This window comes from Paracoccus sp. (in: a-proteobacteria), from assembly GCF_030538655.1.
Taxonomy (GTDB): Bacteria; Pseudomonadota; Alphaproteobacteria; order Rhodobacterales; family Rhodobacteraceae; genus Paracoccus.
The window spans coordinates 24865-40812 of sequence record NZ_JAUNTO010000022.1 but is presented as its reverse complement, the minus strand read 5'-3'; the positions used below and the strand labels follow the sequence as shown (position 1 = coordinate 40812).

At 62.9% G+C, this 15948-nt stretch carries 23 protein-coding genes and 1 pseudogene; 14 read left to right on the top strand and 10 right to left on the bottom strand.

Annotated features, from left to right (window positions below):
• Positions 1-200 precede the first annotated feature (200 nt).
• From Q4G22_RS13195 to Q4G22_RS15740, 6 genes are all read right to left on the bottom strand, one after another.
• Positions 201-362 carry a hypothetical protein gene (locus Q4G22_RS13195; RefSeq protein WP_303386358.1) on the bottom strand — a complete coding sequence of 54 codons (162 nt, stop codon included), beginning with the start codon at positions 360-362 and terminating at the stop codon, positions 201-203.
• A 148-nt stretch (positions 363-510) separates the two neighbouring features.
• Positions 511-702 carry a hypothetical protein gene (locus Q4G22_RS13190; protein ID WP_303386357.1) on the bottom strand — a complete coding sequence of 64 codons (192 nt, stop codon included), beginning with the start codon at positions 700-702 and terminating at the stop codon, positions 511-513.
• Between the two features lie 21 nt (positions 703-723).
• The gene (locus Q4G22_RS13185; RefSeq protein ID WP_303386356.1) at positions 724-891 is read right to left on the bottom strand and encodes a class IIb bacteriocin, lactobin A/cerein 7B family; all 168 of its coding nucleotides are present in this window, start codon (positions 889-891) and stop codon (positions 724-726) included.
• Positions 892-950: 59 nt separating this feature from the next.
• Positions 951-1103 (bottom strand): hypothetical protein, encoded by a 153-nt coding sequence (locus Q4G22_RS13180; protein ID WP_303386355.1) that lies wholly within the window; start codon positions 1101-1103, stop codon positions 951-953.
• An 11-nt stretch (positions 1104-1114) separates the two neighbouring features.
• Positions 1115-1255, bottom strand: coding sequence for a hypothetical protein (locus Q4G22_RS13175; protein ID WP_303386354.1), 141 nt, complete (start codon positions 1253-1255; stop codon positions 1115-1117).
• A 10-nt stretch (positions 1256-1265) separates the two neighbouring features.
• Positions 1266-1379 carry a bacteriocin gene (locus Q4G22_RS15740; protein ID WP_368661481.1) on the bottom strand — a complete coding sequence of 38 codons (114 nt, stop codon included), beginning with the start codon at positions 1377-1379 and terminating at the stop codon, positions 1266-1268.
• Between the two features lie 359 nt (positions 1380-1738).
• Between Q4G22_RS15740 and Q4G22_RS13170 the strand changes: the two genes are divergently transcribed.
• The 3 genes from Q4G22_RS13170 to Q4G22_RS13160 all read left to right on the top strand — a co-directional run bounded on the left by Q4G22_RS13170 (position 1739) and on the right by Q4G22_RS13160 (position 3385).
• On the top strand, positions 1739-2134 hold the full coding sequence (locus Q4G22_RS13170; RefSeq protein ID WP_303386353.1) for a response regulator transcription factor: 396 nt from the start codon (positions 1739-1741) through the stop codon (positions 2132-2134).
• Positions 2135-2252: 118 nt separating this feature from the next.
• Positions 2253-2477: a hypothetical protein gene (locus Q4G22_RS13165; protein WP_303386352.1), complete on the top strand. Its 225-nt coding sequence runs from the start codon at positions 2253-2255 to the stop codon at positions 2475-2477.
• A gap of 65 nt (positions 2478-2542) precedes the next feature.
• Complete coding sequence (locus tag Q4G22_RS13160; protein WP_303386351.1) at positions 2543-3385, top strand: RimK family alpha-L-glutamate ligase; 843 nt, start codon at positions 2543-2545, stop codon at positions 3383-3385.
• 93 nt (positions 3386-3478) lie between these two features.
• On the opposite strand, the gene Q4G22_RS13155 is transcribed toward Q4G22_RS13160, so the two are convergent.
• Positions 3479-3832 (bottom strand): Hpt domain-containing protein, encoded by a 354-nt coding sequence (locus tag Q4G22_RS13155; protein WP_303386350.1) that lies wholly within the window; start codon positions 3830-3832, stop codon positions 3479-3481.
• 196 nt (positions 3833-4028) lie between these two features.
• Here Q4G22_RS13155 and Q4G22_RS13150 point away from each other — a divergent pair, with 196 nt between their 5' ends.
• Positions 4029-5219, top strand: a complete 1191-nt coding sequence (locus Q4G22_RS13150) for a PP2C family protein-serine/threonine phosphatase (protein WP_303386349.1) — start codon at positions 4029-4031, stop codon at positions 5217-5219.
• A 34-nt stretch (positions 5220-5253) separates the two neighbouring features.
• Positions 5254-5415, top strand: a pseudogene (locus Q4G22_RS13145) (M48 family metalloprotease); the annotation flags it as partial.
• Positions 5416-5899: 484 nt separating this feature from the next.
• Here the strand turns inward: Q4G22_RS13145 and Q4G22_RS13140 are convergent.
• Entirely contained in the window at positions 5900-6694 is a 795-nt protein-coding gene (locus Q4G22_RS13140; protein WP_303386348.1) for a VOC family protein, read from the bottom strand.
• Between the two features lie 11 nt (positions 6695-6705).
• The gene (locus Q4G22_RS13135) at positions 6706-7128 is read right to left on the bottom strand and encodes a DoxX family protein (protein WP_303386347.1); all 423 of its coding nucleotides are present in this window, start codon (positions 7126-7128) and stop codon (positions 6706-6708) included.
• 125 nt (positions 7129-7253) lie between these two features.
• Here Q4G22_RS13135 and Q4G22_RS13130 point away from each other — a divergent pair, with 125 nt between their 5' ends.
• The 9 genes from Q4G22_RS13130 to Q4G22_RS13090 all read left to right on the top strand — a co-directional run bounded on the left by Q4G22_RS13130 (position 7254) and on the right by Q4G22_RS13090 (position 14376).
• A complete protein-coding gene (locus tag Q4G22_RS13130; RefSeq protein ID WP_303386346.1) occupies positions 7254-8162 on the top strand; it encodes a LysR family transcriptional regulator in 909 nt (302 codons plus the stop codon).
• 107 nt (positions 8163-8269) lie between these two features.
• Positions 8270-9088 carry a tonB-system energizer ExbB gene (gene exbB / locus Q4G22_RS13125; protein ID WP_303386345.1) on the top strand — a complete coding sequence of 273 codons (819 nt, stop codon included), beginning with the start codon at positions 8270-8272 and terminating at the stop codon, positions 9086-9088.
• 2 nt (positions 9089-9090) lie between these two features.
• On the top strand, positions 9091-9510 hold the full coding sequence (gene exbD / locus Q4G22_RS13120) for a TonB system transport protein ExbD (RefSeq protein WP_303386344.1): 420 nt from the start codon (positions 9091-9093) through the stop codon (positions 9508-9510).
• On the top strand, positions 9507-10337 hold the full coding sequence (locus tag Q4G22_RS13115; RefSeq protein ID WP_303386343.1) for a TonB C-terminal domain-containing protein: 831 nt from the start codon (positions 9507-9509) through the stop codon (positions 10335-10337). The genes exbD and Q4G22_RS13115 overlap by 4 nt, the downstream gene beginning before the upstream one ends.
• A gap of 168 nt (positions 10338-10505) precedes the next feature.
• The gene (locus Q4G22_RS13110; protein WP_303386359.1) at positions 10506-11387 is read left to right on the top strand and encodes a siderophore ABC transporter substrate-binding protein; all 882 of its coding nucleotides are present in this window, start codon (positions 10506-10508) and stop codon (positions 11385-11387) included.
• A complete protein-coding gene (locus Q4G22_RS13105) occupies positions 11384-12340 on the top strand; it encodes an ABC transporter permease (protein ID WP_303386342.1) in 957 nt (318 codons plus the stop codon). Before Q4G22_RS13110 ends, Q4G22_RS13105 begins: the two co-directional genes overlap by 4 nt.
• Positions 12341-12443: 103 nt before the next feature.
• On the top strand, positions 12444-13331 hold the full coding sequence (locus tag Q4G22_RS13100) for an iron chelate uptake ABC transporter family permease subunit (protein WP_303362080.1): 888 nt from the start codon (positions 12444-12446) through the stop codon (positions 13329-13331).
• A complete protein-coding gene (locus Q4G22_RS13095) occupies positions 13328-14086 on the top strand; it encodes an ABC transporter ATP-binding protein (protein WP_303386341.1) in 759 nt (252 codons plus the stop codon). Before Q4G22_RS13100 ends, Q4G22_RS13095 begins: the two co-directional genes overlap by 4 nt.
• Before the next feature lie 11 nt (positions 14087-14097).
• On the top strand, positions 14098-14376 hold the full coding sequence (locus tag Q4G22_RS13090) for a DUF2218 domain-containing protein (RefSeq protein ID WP_303362048.1): 279 nt from the start codon (positions 14098-14100) through the stop codon (positions 14374-14376).
• Positions 14377-14433: 57 nt separating this feature from the next.
• Here Q4G22_RS13090 and Q4G22_RS13085 read toward each other — a convergent pair whose 3' ends face one another.
• Positions 14434-15747: a short-chain fatty acid transporter gene (locus tag Q4G22_RS13085; protein WP_303386340.1), complete on the bottom strand. Its 1314-nt coding sequence runs from the start codon at positions 15745-15747 to the stop codon at positions 14434-14436.
• Positions 15748-15948 lie beyond the last annotated feature (201 nt).

Sequence of the window (15948 nt, the reverse complement as noted above, 5' to 3'; positions counted from 1 at the left end):
CCGACAACGACAACAAAACCTCACCATCCAAGCCCCGAGACTGATGAAAAACAGCAGCATGACGGAAAAGGGGAATCGGCTTTTTGCCTTCCTCCTGCTCGCTCATTGAAAATCCATCCCTGTTGTGATATGTGTGGCGTCAGAGGATGCACCCTCTGACGCCTTGAGGGCGGGTCGGCCCGCTTTGGTGGGCCGACTGGTTATTTGCGGGCCAGATCACGACCAACCTGGTAGCCCAAAGCAGCAGAGGCTACGCCCAGTGCCAGCAGCGGGATTAGCGGGAAGACGACACCGCCAGAGATCAAGTCAACATCCTGATCGTTCAGTTCAAAAGACAGCAGTTCTTTTTCACGAGCATTCATATCTTTTTCCTTTCAGAGATTTTATTTCAGTGATTAGCCAGATCCGATCCGATCCCATAGCCCAAGACCATCGCTAACACCGTCAGGACGGCCAACCAGATGATCGTTTCAGACGAGAGATTGAACATTTTACCAGCCTTCCTTTGGTTTACCGATTGATGAGGTAGCCCAAGCCAATACCAGCCGCGCCACCAGAGGCAATCGCGATAACACCCCAAACAATAAGGGGAATGGCAGCACCCGACACTTCTTCCACGTCCATCGCATTCAGCTCGACGATGGCGTTTTCGTTCAGGTCCTCGAACAGTTTCAGTTCAGTCTTTTCAGCAAACATCTTCATCATTCCTTTCTGATTTTGCGATTAGCGACGACTGGCGCGACCAACGACATAACCAGCAACAAACGCACCGAAAATGATTGCGGGAATAACTCCCCCCGACACTTCCTCTACATCCGCCGCGTTCAATTCGACGATGGCGTTTTCGTTCAGGTCTTCGACCAGTTTCAGTTCGGTCTTTTCAGCAAACATGATTTCCTCCTTTGTTGCTGTGATTTGCCCGAAATGGGCGGTTTTGCCCGGATGGGCGTTCAGCGTGCGCGGAGCATGGCCCAAACCGCACGCAGAATATGCACGGCGACAACGACACGCGCACCGCCAGAAACGTCTTCGATCTGCCGGTCATCCAGCGCGATCACAGAGCTTTCGTCCGCGTCATTCGCCAGAGCATCTTTCCGGCTCATGACACTCTCTATTACCGCCTGAATTTACTGAGCACCCAAAGAGCAAACCGATATCCGATCGGATCCGGAAAAATTGGACCAACAATCATCGCGCCCGAAACCTGTTCAATTTGTATCTGGTCCAGTTCGATGAAGGTGTTTTCCTTGCTCATGCCAAAACCCTCACAGTATCGGCCAACGCGGGAAGGGCTGCCACGGCAGCGGCCAAGGGCGCGGCCAGGGTAGAAACAAGCCACCCGAAACCTGATCGAGTTCTTGCTCGCTCAGTTCTTTCATGTTTCTTTTCATCATAGTTTCCTTACAGGATCATTTGGTTATTCCGACAATCTCTCGACAGCCCCATCAAACCATAACATCCGGCATCTGAAAATCGGGACAGATGGCTTAAAAAATAGAACACAATGGCTAAACTCACGCGATTTTTCGCCGATATCCGCTAAATATCCCATGCCCGTTCCTGACACACCATATTCGAATCACCTCAAGGCTGAGCACAAATCCCGCATTTTTCGACCCGCACAAATGCGGGGGCCGTATCCTGCCCCACCTGATGGGCGGTTATTCACATAAAAAATTTTGGCACAGGCTCTCTCCGGCAAAACCAGACACACCCGGAACCGGAGGAGACAAAAACCATGACCGCCGAGCACGCGCAGGACATCAAAACCAGAATCATCGTCACCAATGCCAACCCGGCCTATCAGGACGACATGCGGCAGATCATCCGGCAGCTTAACCCCGGCGCGGATATCGTCATCATGGCTGCCCCGCCCGCAGAGGCACGGCACCGGGCAACGCCGGGCGGCGGCCCGTTTGAAAGACTGTCGCTGCGACAGCGGACCGTGCTGAAACTGATCGCTGAAGGACGCACGAACAAGGATATTGCCCGCGATCTAGCCATCTCGCCCTCGACGGTGCGAGTGCATGTTTCAGCCGTTCTGCGTGTGCTGGGGGTCAGTTCCCGCACGGCGGCGGCTGTGATGGCCGCAGGGGCCATGCCCCGGCCCGCCGCACAGATCGCCGCCGAATAGACCGGAAGATGGCGTGATTCGCCGGATGTTTAGCACATCCGACCGAATTGCCGCACCTGTCCCGCCCGGCAATCATCAAGCAGCGCAATCCCGCGCAAACAGCAGAAAGGCTGACACGATGACGACAGAAAACAACGCCGTTCGCCCCCTTTCCTTACAGGAATGCGATGATGTTGGCGGCGCGCTGCACGGCTCTGGCTGGGCGACCACCATGGCCATTGGCGAAGAAGACGGCGGCTGGCGTGGTCCGATCATGACCACCATGGCCCTGGGCGAAGAAGAACCGCGCGAGCTGAACCGCCACAAGCTGCCGCTGGATGCAGCTTTTCACATCGGCGTCTAAGCCTGGGCAAGAGGCCAGCCGGGGCGCCTGACGGATGCCCCGGCTGCGGCCTGAAAGGGGGGCAGATGATCTTGATTGCAGGCGGACGGGGCGACCCCAGCATGGTGGTTTTGGCTGACCGTTTAAATCGTCGCGGTATTGATTACCATGATCTGCTGCTGGGGCCGCAGAGCAACGTTCAGTTTCATATTGATATTCAGCCCAATCGTTTTTCAATAAACGGCAAAACCATTTCTCCGACCGGATTCTTTGGTCGCCATGATGTGTTTTTGTATCAGACCGACAACCCGGAACAGGCGCAGGCAGCGGCGTTGAACTGGTATCAGGCTGTTCGCGGCTGGATCAGCGCCCAACCCGGCATCCGAATGTTCAACCGGCACACACATCTGCGGGAAAACAACAAGATCGAAAATCTTTTGACTGCACAGGAGTTGGGGTTGGCGATCCCGCCCACACAGGTCATGAATGACCTGTCCGGCCTTTTCGGTCATGAAAACCTGATTCAAAAGCCGGTTGCAGGTGGGGAATATACAGCCCTGATCGCAGACACACCACAGGGGGCGGATTATCCGCGCTTTGTTCAGCCGCGCCTGAATCGCCCTGAACTGCGGATCTACCGGATTGGCGATGCGATATTGGGGTTCTGGCTGAACTCGCCCGATCTTGATTATCGCCGCAGTCAGACGGCGGAACTGACCGTAGCCGATGTGCCGCCTGATCTGGCGGATCGTCTGGTGCGGTTGTGCGACAGGCTGAATCTGGATTTCGCCGCCGCAGATTTCATGGCGGATGACACGGGCGCGTTGCTGTTTCTGGAACTGAACAGCCAACCGATGTTTGCCGCCTTTGACCGTGTGGCCCAGGGGCGGTTGTGTGATGCGATCATCGACCACTTGCGGGCAGGCTGACCGGCAGATCCTGATCTGGTCGCGGCCCGGGCGGGCTTGTGCCCGCCCTGTCTGGATCAGAAATCCTGCGCCCCGCCCCGGCAAAAGCCGCATTCAGGCGACGCCGGTTTCCTCCTGATCCGGACCGACCGCACAGGCCAGATCGCGCATGAAGATCTGTTTCGAGGTCGAATAGCAGGCCACGAAATCCTCGGGCTTCACATCCTCAGTCCGGCCCCGCATGGCCAGAGTTTCACCCTGCTGACACAGCGCACCGAATTCGGCAAAGCCCAGATTCCATGCACTGCCCTTGAGAAAATGCATGTCGCGCGCCAGCCGTGCCGGATCACTGGCATCAAGGCGCATGACGATTTCTTCTACTTCGTCCATGAATAGTTCCAGAACCGGCCCGAATTCATCCGGTCCCACTTCGTTGCGCAGTTCGATCACACGATTCCAGTCAATCATCCTTGCCCCATACCGAGAATCCCTTTCCGGCACGATAGCACGCGCCGCTTACCGAAACCTTAAGCCATGAGAATTTGTCCTATTTACCCGATCTTTACGCTCGGCAGGTTACGTTCGCCCCATGAAAGAAGCGAATCGATCCTTTGACCCACCATCAGATTGCACCGTGGTCCGGGCGTGCCGACAGGTTTTGCTGGTGGATGACAGCCGCGCCCAGCGACGCACGCTGGCCATTCAACTGCGCCGTGCCGGTTACGAGGTGGTCGAGGCCGCATCAGCACCAGAAGCCATGGCGATCTGTCAGGCGCGCCAGCCCGACATGATTCTGTCGGATTGGGTGATGCCGGGCATGTCGGGGCCGGAGTTCTGTCAAGCGTTCCGGGCGATGAAGCGCGAAGGCTATGGCTATTTCATTCTGCTGACCTCGAAAACCGACAAGGCCGACATTGCCTATGGTCTGGCCGCCGGGGCCGATGATTTCATGACCAAGCCGGTCGCGGGGGCCGAATTATTGGCCCGGCTGGCCGCAGCCGAACGCATCCTGCGGTTCGAAGAACAATTACGCGCCACCAACGCGCAACTGCTCAGCGCATGGGAAAAGCTGCACGCCGCGCAAGAGGCCATGGACCGCGACCTGATCGAGGCGCGCAAGCTGCAACAGGGGCTGGTGCGCGAACGCAACGGCAGTTTCGGCCCGTTCGATCTGTCGCTGATGCTGCGCCCCGCAGGCCATATCGGCGGCGATCTGGTGGGATTTTTTCCTATCGACGCAGATCGGGCGGGCATCTTTGCCATTGACGTGTCGGGCCACGGTGTCGCCGCAGCCTTGCTGGCCGCACGACTGGCGGTGCATCTTTCCGGTTCCGCCGAACAGAACATCGCGCTGCACAACACACCAGGCGGGGTCAATTCTGTGCCGCCCAAACGTCTGGCCCGCATTCTGAACACCATGATGCTGGACGAAATGCAGACGGACACCTATTTCACCATGCTCTATGCCGAACTGAACCACCGCACCGGCATGGTAAATCTGGTGCAGGCCGGGCATCCGCATCCGGTGCTGCAACGCAGTTCGGGCGAGGTGGTGTGGCTGGGCAATGGCGGGATGCCGATTGGTCTGTTTACCGAACCCCGCTTTGACGAAGTATCGGTGCGCCTGCACCCCGGCGACCGGCTGCTGATAACCTCGGACGGCATAACCGAGGCGGAAAACCCCGACGGTCGCCTATTGGGCGAAGAGGGGATGTCGATGATCCTGCGAACCAACCAGATGCTGCACGGCCACAACTTTCTGGAATCAATGTCGTGGTCGATTTCCGAATACACCAAGGGCGAACGCGGCGATGACATGTCGGCGGTGCTGATCGAATACCGCGCCACGCCATGATCCGCCCCGCCACCTGCCGGGAACCGTGCAAGATGCCGGGCAGGTCGTGCCCGAGGAACCAGCCTCGGGCATTGCGCATGAGTCAGGCCATGTCACGCATGGCCACACCCGCCGCCGCATGGTCGATTTCGCCGGTCAAAACGTGATCCGTGTGGTTCTGGCCAACGTGCCGGGGCGGTTTGTTCCGTTCGGCGGCGCAAACAGATACGCATGAACCCGCATCAGAGCAGGTCTCCCGGCACCAGTTTTGTTGCCCGAGGTGACTGACCCTGAACGGTTGTGCTGTGGCTGGCGGGCTGGCGAATGCAGGATCATACCCGATGGTCGCCTGCAAGCAGATCATCCTGCATCCGATTGTCGCACGGATCACGAATGCCCCCGCGCCTGCTTTGCGGCGCTGATGCAGACACCCCGGCAAGGCCGCGATGAACGACACACCGCACGTTCGGCGGTGCGGGCCGTCAGATCAGTTCGCGATACGGTCGCGGAGCAGCAGGCACATTATAAACAGCGTCCAATCTTTCTGGTGATGACGCCGGTGCCTGTCCTGACGTCGCCTGCCGTCTGGCAGCGCGATAGCCTGTCCAGCGCGTCGGGGCGCAACCCCGGCCAATCCCCCAACCCGACCAAAGAAACAGGCCGGGCACCTGCCCCAACCGGGTCACAGGTGCCCGTTACGCTCAGGCCGCCCGCGATGCGACCACCACCCGGTTGCCCCAGGGATCATGCCATTCACGGCGACCCAGACGGGCGATGCTGTCGGCATCCGCACTCAGCACCAGTTCGGCCAGACCGGCGGTATCCGCCCCGCGTGGCCCTGCGCCGCGACTGTTCCAGATATTCGTGGCCAGATGGTGATGATAGCCACCCGTCGCATAGAAACTGGCCCCGTTGATCTGCGAGGTCAGGTCAAAGCCCAACTCCCCGGCATAGAACGCCTCGGCCTGCGGAATGTCACCAACTTGCAGGTGAACATGGCCGATCACCGTGCCATCGGGTGCCGCCGTCCAGTCGCCCGGCGCGCGCATCAGGCCGGGCACATCCAGCGCGACCGTATCCATCTGCACCCGCACGCCGTCGGTTTTCCAGCTCGACCGGGGGCGGTCGGCATAGATCTCGATACCGTTGCCCTCGGGGTCGCGTAAATACACCGCCTCGCTGACCAGATGGTCCGAGGCACCGTCCAGCCGCAGATCCAAAGCCACGGCATGACGCAGCCAGCGGCCCAGATCGTCGCGATGGGGCAACAAAAACGCGGTATGGAACAGCCCGGCCCCGCGCGGCTGCGGGCGCGCATCAGGATCACGCCGCAGTTCCAGCAGGCGGGTATCGCCCTGCCCCAGCGTCAGGCTGTCGCCATCCGAGGTCAGATCGTTCAGCCCCAGCACGCGACGATAAAAATCGCCGGTGCGGGGCAGGTCGCGGACGGTCAGCGCCACATGGCTGACCGAAACAGGAGCATCACTTGTCGTCATCATATTCTCCTTCAGTTACGGGTCAGCGCCTTCGCGCCGCCCCCCAGCATCGCCTGCACCAACAGGGTCACGGCCCAAAATGCCGGATATTCCCAGCCGCCGCCCTGATTGTTGAACCAGAAACCGTTGCCGCCATGGCCCAGCACAGCCGCCCCCAGCAGCACCGGGATCAGCGCCAGCGCGACAAGGCTGGTTTGAAACCCGACGATCAGCGCCAGCCCGCCCAGGGTTTCGGCGGCGATGGTCAGATAGGCCAGCGCCCCCGGCAACCCGAGCGAGGCGAAATAGCCCGCGGTTCCCGATGGGGTGAACACAAAGATCTTCAGCCCGGCATGGGCCAGAAACAGCACGCCCAGTGTGACACGCAAAATCAGCGCCGCATGGGCGGTGGCGTTGGCTTTGCCAAAGCCGAAAGAGGACAGCACATTCGTCATCGGTCATATTCCTGCAAACAAGGCGCCCAAAGCGGCGCGTTTTGTGATGCCCCGCAGATAGGTCTGTTCTTTATGCCCGTTAATAGGCAATATTGGCGGAACACTATCGCCTGAACAGGGATAATATGGATTTCATCGACGGGGTGCGCGCTTTTGTGGCGGTGACAGATGCCGGATCATTCACGGCGGCAGCACAGAGGCTGGGCATCTCGAACAAGCTGGCGGGCAAGCATGTGTCGGCGCTGGAAACCCGGCTGGGCCATGCATTGCTGTATCGCAGCACGCGAGCGTTGTCGTTGACGGCGGCGGGCGAACGTTGGCTGCCCCATGCACGCGAAGTGCTGGCCGCTGTCGAATCCGCCGCTGCGGCGCTGGATGGCGATGGCGCGCTGTCAGGGCGGCTGCGCATCGCCTGCGGCACCACCATGGGCGAGCTGATCGTCGCCGACGCATTGCGCGAATTCGCCGCACAGCATCCGGCAGTGCAGGTTGATCTGGTGCTGGGCGACAGCACCGCCGATCTGACGGCGGGTGGCTTTGATCTGGCGGTGCGGCTGGGGGTGCCGCGCGATTCCAGCCTGCGGATGCGCAGATTGTGCACCACCCGTATCCGTATCGCGGCCAGCCCCAGCTATCTGGCCCGCGCGGGCACCCCGCGCCAGCCTGCCGATCTGGCGGCCCATCGCGCGATTATCGACCTGAACGAAGAGGTTCCGGGCCGCTGGTCGTTCCGGGTGAACGGGCAGGATGTCATTGCCGGACCGCAGGCGAATTTTGCCGTCAACAGCGCCTCGGTCACGATCAGCGCCGCCGTGCAGGGGCAGGGTCTGGTGCGCGCGCCCGACATCTTTCTGGCACCGCATCTGGCCAGCGGCGCGTTGATCCCGGTGCTCGATGACGCGGCCAGCATCGAACGGCAGGTCTATCTGCTGAGCCATGCCAGCGGTTTTCGTCAGCCCAGAATCGCGGCATGTGCCGATGCGCTGCGCAGGCGCTTTGCCACGGTGGCGGTAAATCACCCCGGCGATAGTTGACAAATTTCATATGAATTCTTAACAGCGCCTTAACTGCGCAAGCCATCGCCAGCGCGACGCCCGATTCTGACCCTGCGGATACCGTGCGGGATCATGTCGCCGTGTGGATGGCCGGACCTTTCGCCACGACAGATCGCCCCACACCGCGCCTGCCGCCGAAAGAGACCGACATGAAGCCGACCCGGATTATCCTTCCTGCCTTTGCCCTGCTGGCCGTGGCCAGCACCCCCGTGCAGGCGCAAATCGCGATCGACAGCGGGTTGCCACACGACCTGTCGCCGTTGGGCATGTATCGGCAAGCGGACATCGTGGTGAAATCGGTGATGATCCTGCTGCTGGCGGCCTCTGTGGTGACATGGACGGTGCTGGTGGTAAAAGCCGCCGAGATATTCAGCGCAAACCGCCGTGCCGGCGCCAGCCTGCGCCGCATCATCGCCGCGCCCAGTCTGGACGCCGCCGTCGCCACGACAAAAGGCAGCAGCGATCCGGCCAGCCATATGCTGCGGCTGGCCCAGTATGAGCGTGACATCGCGGCCGACGCGACCTCTGCCGGGCTGAAGGATCGCGTGGCCTCGCAACTGGATGGCGTCGTCGGACGCGCGGGCCGCGCCGCCGGCATCGGCACCGGGGTTCTGGCGACCATCGGTTCGACCGCGCCCTTTGTCGGGCTGTTCGGCACCGTCTGGGGCATCATGAACAGCTTTATCGGTATCGCCGAAGCGCAGACCACCAACCTTGCCGTCGTGGCCCCCGGCATCGCCGAGGCGCTGCTGGCAACCGCACTGGGGCTGGTGGCGGCAATCCCGGCAGTCATCGTCTATAACCTGTTCGCGCGGGCCATCACCGGCTATCGCCAGCGGCTGAATGATGCCGCGCAGGCGGTGATCCGGCTGGTCAGCCGCGATCTGGACCGGCGGGGGGCATAACCATGGCGGGCGGTCTGCATTCCGACGATCTGGACGAAAACCACGACATCAACGTCACGCCCTTCATCGACGTGATGCTGGTGCTGCTGATTATCTTTATGGTCGCCGCACCTCTGGCGACGGTGGATGTGAACGTCGATCTGCCGGTGTCCGGCGCGACGGCGGCGGCGCGGCCCGATCAGCCGGTCTGGTTGACCGTCGGCCCTGATCTTGCGCTGAGCCTTGGCAATGATCCGGTGGGCGAGGGTGCCCTGCCCGCCGCGCTGGAATCCGCAACCGGCGGCGACCGCGAGGCGCGGATTTTCCTGCGCGCCGACCGCAGCATCGCCTATGGCGAGGTGATGGGGGTGATGAACCGCGTCCGCGATGCCGGCTGGACCCGGATCGCGCTGGTCGGGCTGGATCAGGGGACCGCGCCATGAGCGCGGGACGATTCCTGCAAGACACCGCCCGCTGGGCGCTGGCCGCCGGAGTGGTCATCGGCGCACATGGCGGCGTGGCGTGGTGGGCGATGGCGCAGGAACGGCAGCTCGCCAGCATGTCCGCCCCGGTCTATGTCGAACTGCTGGACCTGGAACCACCCCCCGGCCTGCCCGGCGAAGCGGCCCCGCCTCAGGCCGAGGTCGAGGAAATCGAAACCGCCGAAGCCGAGCCGGAAGACGAGCCTGAGCCAGAACCCGAGCCGGAACCCGAAATCGCGGAACTGCCGCCGATCCCGCTGCCGCCCCTGCCCGAAATGCTGACGCCGCCCCCCGATGCGGCGTTTCTGCCGCCCCCGCCGGATAACGCGCTTGAGGTGTCCGAACGTCCCGCCCCCCGGCCCCTGCGCCGCACCCCGCCACGCGAAACCGTGCAGCGCGAACGGGAACGCCCCCGGCAGCAGCAGACTCAGCAACGCCCCACACGGGAAACGCAACAACCCCGGCAAGCACAACGCGCGGGCGGGGGCGGCGGTGGCAGCGGAGCACAGCCAAGCGCCAGCCCACAGCAGATGAACCAGTGGAAATCCCGTGTCGGCGCACAGATCACCCGGCACATGTCGCGCGCCAGCGGGCGCGGCGGGTCGGGCCAGGTGCAGGTCGCCGTCACCGTGGCCCCGAACGGGGCCATCAGCGGGCGACTGGTCAGTTCCACCGGCAATCCACGCACCGATCAGGCCCTGACCCGTCAGGCCGCACGTCTGCCCCGCGTGTCACCCCCCCCCAGCGGACGCAGCGAAAGCTTTATCCAACCGATCACGATCAGATGACCCGCTGCCAGATACCCCCTGCGATACGGGCTGCGACACTGATTCCCGATTTTTTTACTAGGAAAACTGGTCATTCTGCGGCAAAGGCAATAAAAACGCCTCCGCGTGAAGCCAGCCGCACAGCCACACGCCAGACATATGCGAAAGGAACCCCCCGTGCGAGATTTCATGCTGTCCACCCTTGCGGCAATTGCCTTGGCCGCGCCCGTGCTGGCCGAAGATGTGACGATCGCCACCGCACAGGGCGATGTCACCCTGCCCGCGAACCCGGCGACCGTCGCGGTTTACGATATTGCCGCGCTCGATTCGCTGACCGCGCTTGGCGTGCCGGTGCAGGGCGTGCCCGACAATCTGTATCTGCCCGCGCTCAAGGACAGCGTGGCGGCTGCCCCGGTCGGGACGCTGTTCGAACCCGATCTGGAAAAGCTGGCGGCGCTGAACCCCGACCTGATTATCGTCGCGGGCCGCTCGGCCACGCAGAAACAGGCGGTCGAGCGGATCGCGCCCACCATCGACATGACGCTGGGCACCGATGTGCTGGCTGCGGCCAAGGATCGCATCACCGCCTATGGCACCCTGTTCAGCCGTCAGGACCGCGCCGCGGAACTGAACGCCGAACTGGATGACAAGATCACCACCCTGCACGCTGCCGCCGAAGGCAAAGGCACCGCGCTGGTCATTATGACCAATGGTCCCAAGATGGCGGCCTATGGCGAAGGCTCGCGCTTTGGCTGGCTGCACGCTGTCACCGGGATGCCGCAGGCGATCGCCAGCCTTGACCCGACCGCCAATCACGGCAGCGCGCTGTCGCCGGAACTGATTGCCGATGCCAACCCCGACTGGCTGTTCGTGATGGATCGCGGTGCCGCCATCGGCGAGACGGGCCAGTCGGCGCAGGCCACGCTGGACATGCCGCTGATCCACGGCACCAGCGCATGGTCCAAGGGACAGGTCGTCTATCTGCCCTCGACCGAGATCTATATCGCGGCTGGCGGCTATCACGCGCTGAATACCGTCATCGACAATCTGACCGAGGCGCTGACCAAGTGACACGCGGCGCGTGCCTGACCATAGCGGCCTTGGCCGCGCTGACGCTGGTCAGCCTGTGGACAGGCGCGGCCAGCGTCGATGTGACACGCGCATGGCAAGACCCCGGTGCCGCGATGATCCTGATGGAATCGCGGCTGCCGCGCACTTTGGCGGTGATGCTGACCGGCGCGGCGCTGGCCGTGGCGGGGGTGCTGATTCAGGCGCTGGTGCGCAACCGCTTTGTCGGTCCCGACACCGTGGGCACCAGCGAAAGCGCGGCTCTGGGGCTGCTGCTGGTCACGCTATGGGCGCCCGGCGCACCGATCTGGGCCAAGATCGCCGTCGCCGCCATCACCGCCATGGCCGGGACAGCACTGTTCATGGCGGTGATCCGCCGCCTGCCCGTGCGCGAGGTGATGCTGGTTCCCATCGCCGGGCTGGTGCTGTCGGGCGTTATCGGCGCGGTCGTCACCTTTATCGCCTGGCAGGCCGATCTGATGCAATATATCGGCACCTGGCTGATGACGGGCGAGTTTTCGGGCATCGTCGCCGGGCGCTATGAATTTCTGTGGATCGCGGGCGGGGCCGCCGCACTGGCCTTTTTCGCCGCCGACCGCTTTGCCATCCTGTCACTGGGCGATCAGGTCGCCACCGGGCTGGGGCTACGTCGCGCCGGCGTGATGCGGCTGGGGCTGGTGGTGATCGGTATCGTGTCCGCGATGGTCGTCACCACGGTCGGCATGATCCCCTTTGTCGGGCTGGTGGTGCCCAATATCGTGGCACGCCTGATGGGCGACAACCTGCGCCAGACGCTGCCGGTCGTCGCGCTTGGCGGAGCGGCGCTGCTGATGGCCTGCGATATTCTGGCCCGCACACTGGTTCACCCGTTTGAAATTCCGGTGGGCACCGTCATGGGCTTTGCCGGGGCCGGGATTTTCTTGTGGCTTCTCTATCGCAGGCCCGCGCATGGCTGACGTAATGAACACATCCACCCCGGTTTCCGCCCCCGCATTGTCGCGCCCGGACCTGCTGATCGGCGGGCTGGCACTGTTGCTGGCCGGGCTAAGCTGGCTGTGGATGTTTCAGGGCATCGGCGGCGGCAACCGCGCCTTCATCCTGGAACTGCGCGCGGTCAAGCTGGCGGCGCTGATAACCGTGGGCGCGGCGGTCGCTGTTTCGACCATGCTGTTCCAGACCGTCGCAGCCAACCGGGTGCTGACCCCTTCGATCATGGGCTTTGACGCGCTGTATGTGCTGTTACAGACGGCGCTGGTTGCCGGGCTGGGTGCCTCGGCGGTGGCGGCGCTGCCGCTGGCGGGCAAGTTCATCGGCGAAATCGCATTGATGAGCGTGCTGGCCGCGCTGCTGTTTGGCACGCTGCTGGGTCAGGGCAGCCGCGATATTCCCCGCACCATCCTGACCGGCATCATTCTGGGGGTGATGTTTCGTTCGGCCAGCGGGCTGATCGCGCGCGTGATGGACCCCAACGAATATGCCGTGGTGCAGGCGGCCAGCTTTGCCAGCTTTGCCCGCGCCAATACCACGCTGCTGCCCTGGGCGGGGGCGATCTGCGCCACCGCCATCGTGATCGCGCTGCGCCTTGCGCCGCGTCTGGATGTGCTGGCCCTGGGGCATGATGCGTCAATCTCGTTGGGGTTGCGGCGGTCGCGCATGGTGATCGGCACGCTGTGTCTGGTGGCGGTGCTGGTGGCGGTATCGACCGCGCTGGTCGGGCCGGTGGCGTTTTTCGGCCTGATCGTATCGGGCGTGGCGCATGGGCTGGCACGATGTCACCGCCACGCCGTCCTGCTGCCCGCCGCCGCGCTGATCGGGGCGGTGATCCTTGTCGGCGGACAGTTCCTGTTCGAACGCCTGCTGGGACAACAGGCCACGCTATCGGTGGTGGTCGAATTCGGCGGCGGGCTGTTTTTCCTGTATCTGCTGCTGAAGGGACGCATCCGATGATCCGGCTTGACCATCTCAGCCACAAGATCGCGGGCACGACGATTCTTGACGACATCACCGCCACCCTGCCCAAAGGCGGGGTCACGGCGCTGATCGGGCCGAACGGTGCGGGCAAATCGACACTGCTGCGCCTGATCGGGCGGCTGGAGCCGTTGCAGACCGGCAAGATCAGCATCGACGGGCTGGACGTGGCCAGCACCCCCACCGAAACGCTGGCCCGCACCGTCGCCATTCTGGGCCAGCAGACGCTGATCGCCAGCCGGTTGCGGCTGCGCGAACTGGTCGGCTTTGGCCGCTGGCCACATCATCAGGGCCGCCCCGGCCCCAAGGATCAGGTCGCAGTGGACGATGCGCTGAACTGTTTCGGGCTGATGCCGCTGGCTGACCGCTTTCTGGACGAGCTATCGGGCGGACAGGCGCAGCGCGGCTTTCTGGCGATGACATTCGCGCAGGACACCGACTGGCTGCTGCTGGATGAACCGCTGAACAATCTGGACATGCGCCACGCCCGCGCGCTGATGGGTGAACTGGCCGGTCTGGTCCGCCGCACTGGCAAAAGCGTCGTCGTCGTCGTCCACGAGGTGAACTATGCCGCCGCATGGGCCGATCATATCGTCGCGCTGAAAGATGGCCGCATCACGCTGCAAGGCACCCCCGACGAGGTGCTGACCGAAACCGCGCTTGCTGCGCTGTATGACACGCCGATCACCGTGGCGCGGCACAATGACCGCCCGCTGGTGCTGCATCACCACTGAAAGGATCACCGATGGACGCGCAGGCATTTTACCCGACTGAACATGCAGCGAAATATGTGCGGCAACTGGCCAGCCATTTCGCCCACAAGATCGAGGTGACGGACACCGAAGACGGTGCCTCTTTCGCGCTGAAAGCCGCGCAGGTCCGCCTGACCGCCCGCCCCGACGGGTTGCACGCGGCGATGACGGCCGAAAGCGCCGGCGATCTGATCGAGGCGCGCTTTGTCATCGACAAGCATCTGGTGAGTTTCGCCTTTCGCGAAAACTTCATCGGCATGAACTGGGTCTGATGCCTGCCCGACAGACCCGGCGCGCCCACAGGCAGCGCCGGGTCTGCGCTGCTCAGGTCAGATCACCCACAGGATGCCGCCGATGATAAGCCCCGAAATCAGCAGCACCACCACGCAATAGCCCATGATGTCGCGCGGCTTCAGCCCCGCGATACCCAGCATCGGCAGCGCCCAGAACGGTTGCAGCAGGTTTGTCCAGGCATCGCCCCAGGCTACACCCATCACCACTTTGGACATGTCGGCACCCAGTTCCTGCGCGGCGGGCAGCATGATCGGGGCCTGAACCGCCCATTGTCCGCCACCTGACGGGATAAAGATGTTGATGATCCCGGCTGAAATAAAGCTCCAGAACGGCAGGGTGCGGTCGGTGGAAATGGCGACGAACCATTCCGACATGGTGGCCGCCAGGCCGGTGCCGGTCATGATCGCCATGATCCCGGCATAGAACGGGAACTGGATCACGATCCCCGCCCCGCCCTTGACCGCATCATCCAGCGCCGCCAGCAGGCTGCGCGCGGTGCCATGCAGCACCAGCCCAAGGAACAGGAAACCAAAGTTCACCACGTTCAGGTTGATGCCGCCGCCCCCGACGGCATAGATCACCAGCCAGACCAGTCCCGGAATGCCGATGGCCCACATCAGCAGGCGCGAATGCTCCATCCGCTGCGCCGGGGTGGCATCGGCGGGCAGTGGCGGCACGGGCGTATCGTCGCCCAGCTTCGCCGGATCGACCAGCACGGTTTCATCACGCGGCGGCATCATCATCAGGTTGGTGATGGGGATCGCCACGAACAGCGCCGCACAGATCAGCAGGTTCCAGCCCGCAAAGATCGTCTCGCCCGTCGGAATGATGCCAATGATGTCGGCGGTGAAATGATCCGGCGTCGCCACCGTCAGCGGGATCGATCCCGACAGTCCGCCGTGCCAGATGACAAAGCCGGAATAGGCCGACGCCACCAGCAGCCGGTAATCCACCCGCACCTGCCGCGCCAGTTCGCGGGCAAAGATCGCACCGACGACCAGACCAAAGCCCCAGTTGATCCAGCTTGCCAGCAGCGACACCAGCGTGACCATAACGATGGCCCCGCCCGCCGACCCGGCCCGGCCTGCCAATGCCGTCAGCAGCCGCTTGACCGGTGGTGATGACGCAAGGATATAGCCCGTCACCAGCACCAGCAGCATCTGCATGGAAAAGGCCAGCAGCCCCCACATGCCGTCGCCCCAGATACGGATCAGCTCGTCCGGGCGGGTGCCCTGAATGCCGATGGCGGCCAGCATCGCGATCAGCGTCAGCACGATCACAAAGATGAATGCGTCCGGCAGCCACCGCTCCATCAGGCGGGTGGCGGGACGCGACAGGATACGCAGCATAAAGTCCCCCCTTGTTTCGGGTAATGGTGGGGCAAGGGGGCTGGCCGGACAAGCCTTGGCAGCGCATCATCAACATCTCTGATGGATGCGGTCAGAATATCATAATTCCAATGATGGCACAGAGCTGTTACCTTGACCGCGTAACAACCACATAAAGACCATGCGCGGGTCCACCACCCCCGCCGCCACCCGCTAGGAGGA

Bases quoted from the DNA above. Each gene is read 5' to 3' on its own strand.
- Q4G22_RS13195 (WP_303386358.1), bottom strand. From the start codon at position 362: ATGAATGCTCGTGAAAAAGAACTGCTGTCTTTTGAACTGAACGATCAG.
- Q4G22_RS13190 (WP_303386357.1), bottom strand. From the start codon at position 702: ATGAAGATGTTTGCTGAAAAGACTGAACTGAAACTGTTCGAGGACCTG.
- Q4G22_RS13185 (WP_303386356.1), bottom strand. From the start codon at position 891: ATGTTTGCTGAAAAGACCGAACTGAAACTGGTCGAAGACCTGAACGAA.
- Q4G22_RS13180 (WP_303386355.1), bottom strand. From the start codon at position 1,103: ATGAGCCGGAAAGATGCTCTGGCGAATGACGCGGACGAAAGCTCTGTG.
- Q4G22_RS13175 (WP_303386354.1), bottom strand. From the start codon at position 1,255: ATGAGCAAGGAAAACACCTTCATCGAACTGGACCAGATACAAATTGAA.
- Q4G22_RS15740 (WP_368661481.1), bottom strand. From the start codon at position 1,379: ATGAAAGAACTGAGCGAGCAAGAACTCGATCAGGTTTCGGGTGGCTTG.
- Q4G22_RS13170 (WP_303386353.1), top strand. From the start codon at position 1,739: ATGACCGCCGAGCACGCGCAGGACATCAAAACCAGAATCATCGTCACC.
- Q4G22_RS13165 (WP_303386352.1), top strand. From the start codon at position 2,253: ATGACGACAGAAAACAACGCCGTTCGCCCCCTTTCCTTACAGGAATGC.
- Q4G22_RS13160 (WP_303386351.1), top strand. From the start codon at position 2,543: ATGATCTTGATTGCAGGCGGACGGGGCGACCCCAGCATGGTGGTTTTG.
- Q4G22_RS13155 (WP_303386350.1), bottom strand. From the start codon at position 3,832: ATGATTGACTGGAATCGTGTGATCGAACTGCGCAACGAAGTGGGACCG.
- Q4G22_RS13140 (WP_303386348.1), bottom strand. From the start codon at position 6,694: ATGACGACAAGTGATGCTCCTGTTTCGGTCAGCCATGTGGCGCTGACC.
- Q4G22_RS13135 (WP_303386347.1), bottom strand. From the start codon at position 7,128: ATGACGAATGTGCTGTCCTCTTTCGGCTTTGGCAAAGCCAACGCCACC.
- Q4G22_RS13130 (WP_303386346.1), top strand. From the start codon at position 7,254: ATGGATTTCATCGACGGGGTGCGCGCTTTTGTGGCGGTGACAGATGCC.
- exbB (WP_303386345.1), top strand. From the start codon at position 8,270: ATGGCCGGACCTTTCGCCACGACAGATCGCCCCACACCGCGCCTGCCG.
- exbD (WP_303386344.1), top strand. From the start codon at position 9,091: ATGGCGGGCGGTCTGCATTCCGACGATCTGGACGAAAACCACGACATC.
- Q4G22_RS13115 (WP_303386343.1), top strand. From the start codon at position 9,507: ATGAGCGCGGGACGATTCCTGCAAGACACCGCCCGCTGGGCGCTGGCC.
- Q4G22_RS13110 (WP_303386359.1), top strand. From the start codon at position 10,506: ATGCTGTCCACCCTTGCGGCAATTGCCTTGGCCGCGCCCGTGCTGGCC.
- Q4G22_RS13100 (WP_303362080.1), top strand. From the start codon at position 12,444: ATGTTTCAGGGCATCGGCGGCGGCAACCGCGCCTTCATCCTGGAACTG.
- Q4G22_RS13095 (WP_303386341.1), top strand. From the start codon at position 13,328: ATGATCCGGCTTGACCATCTCAGCCACAAGATCGCGGGCACGACGATT.
- Q4G22_RS13090 (WP_303362048.1), top strand. From the start codon at position 14,098: ATGGACGCGCAGGCATTTTACCCGACTGAACATGCAGCGAAATATGTG.
- Q4G22_RS13085 (WP_303386340.1), bottom strand. From the start codon at position 15,747: ATGCTGCGTATCCTGTCGCGTCCCGCCACCCGCCTGATGGAGCGGTGG.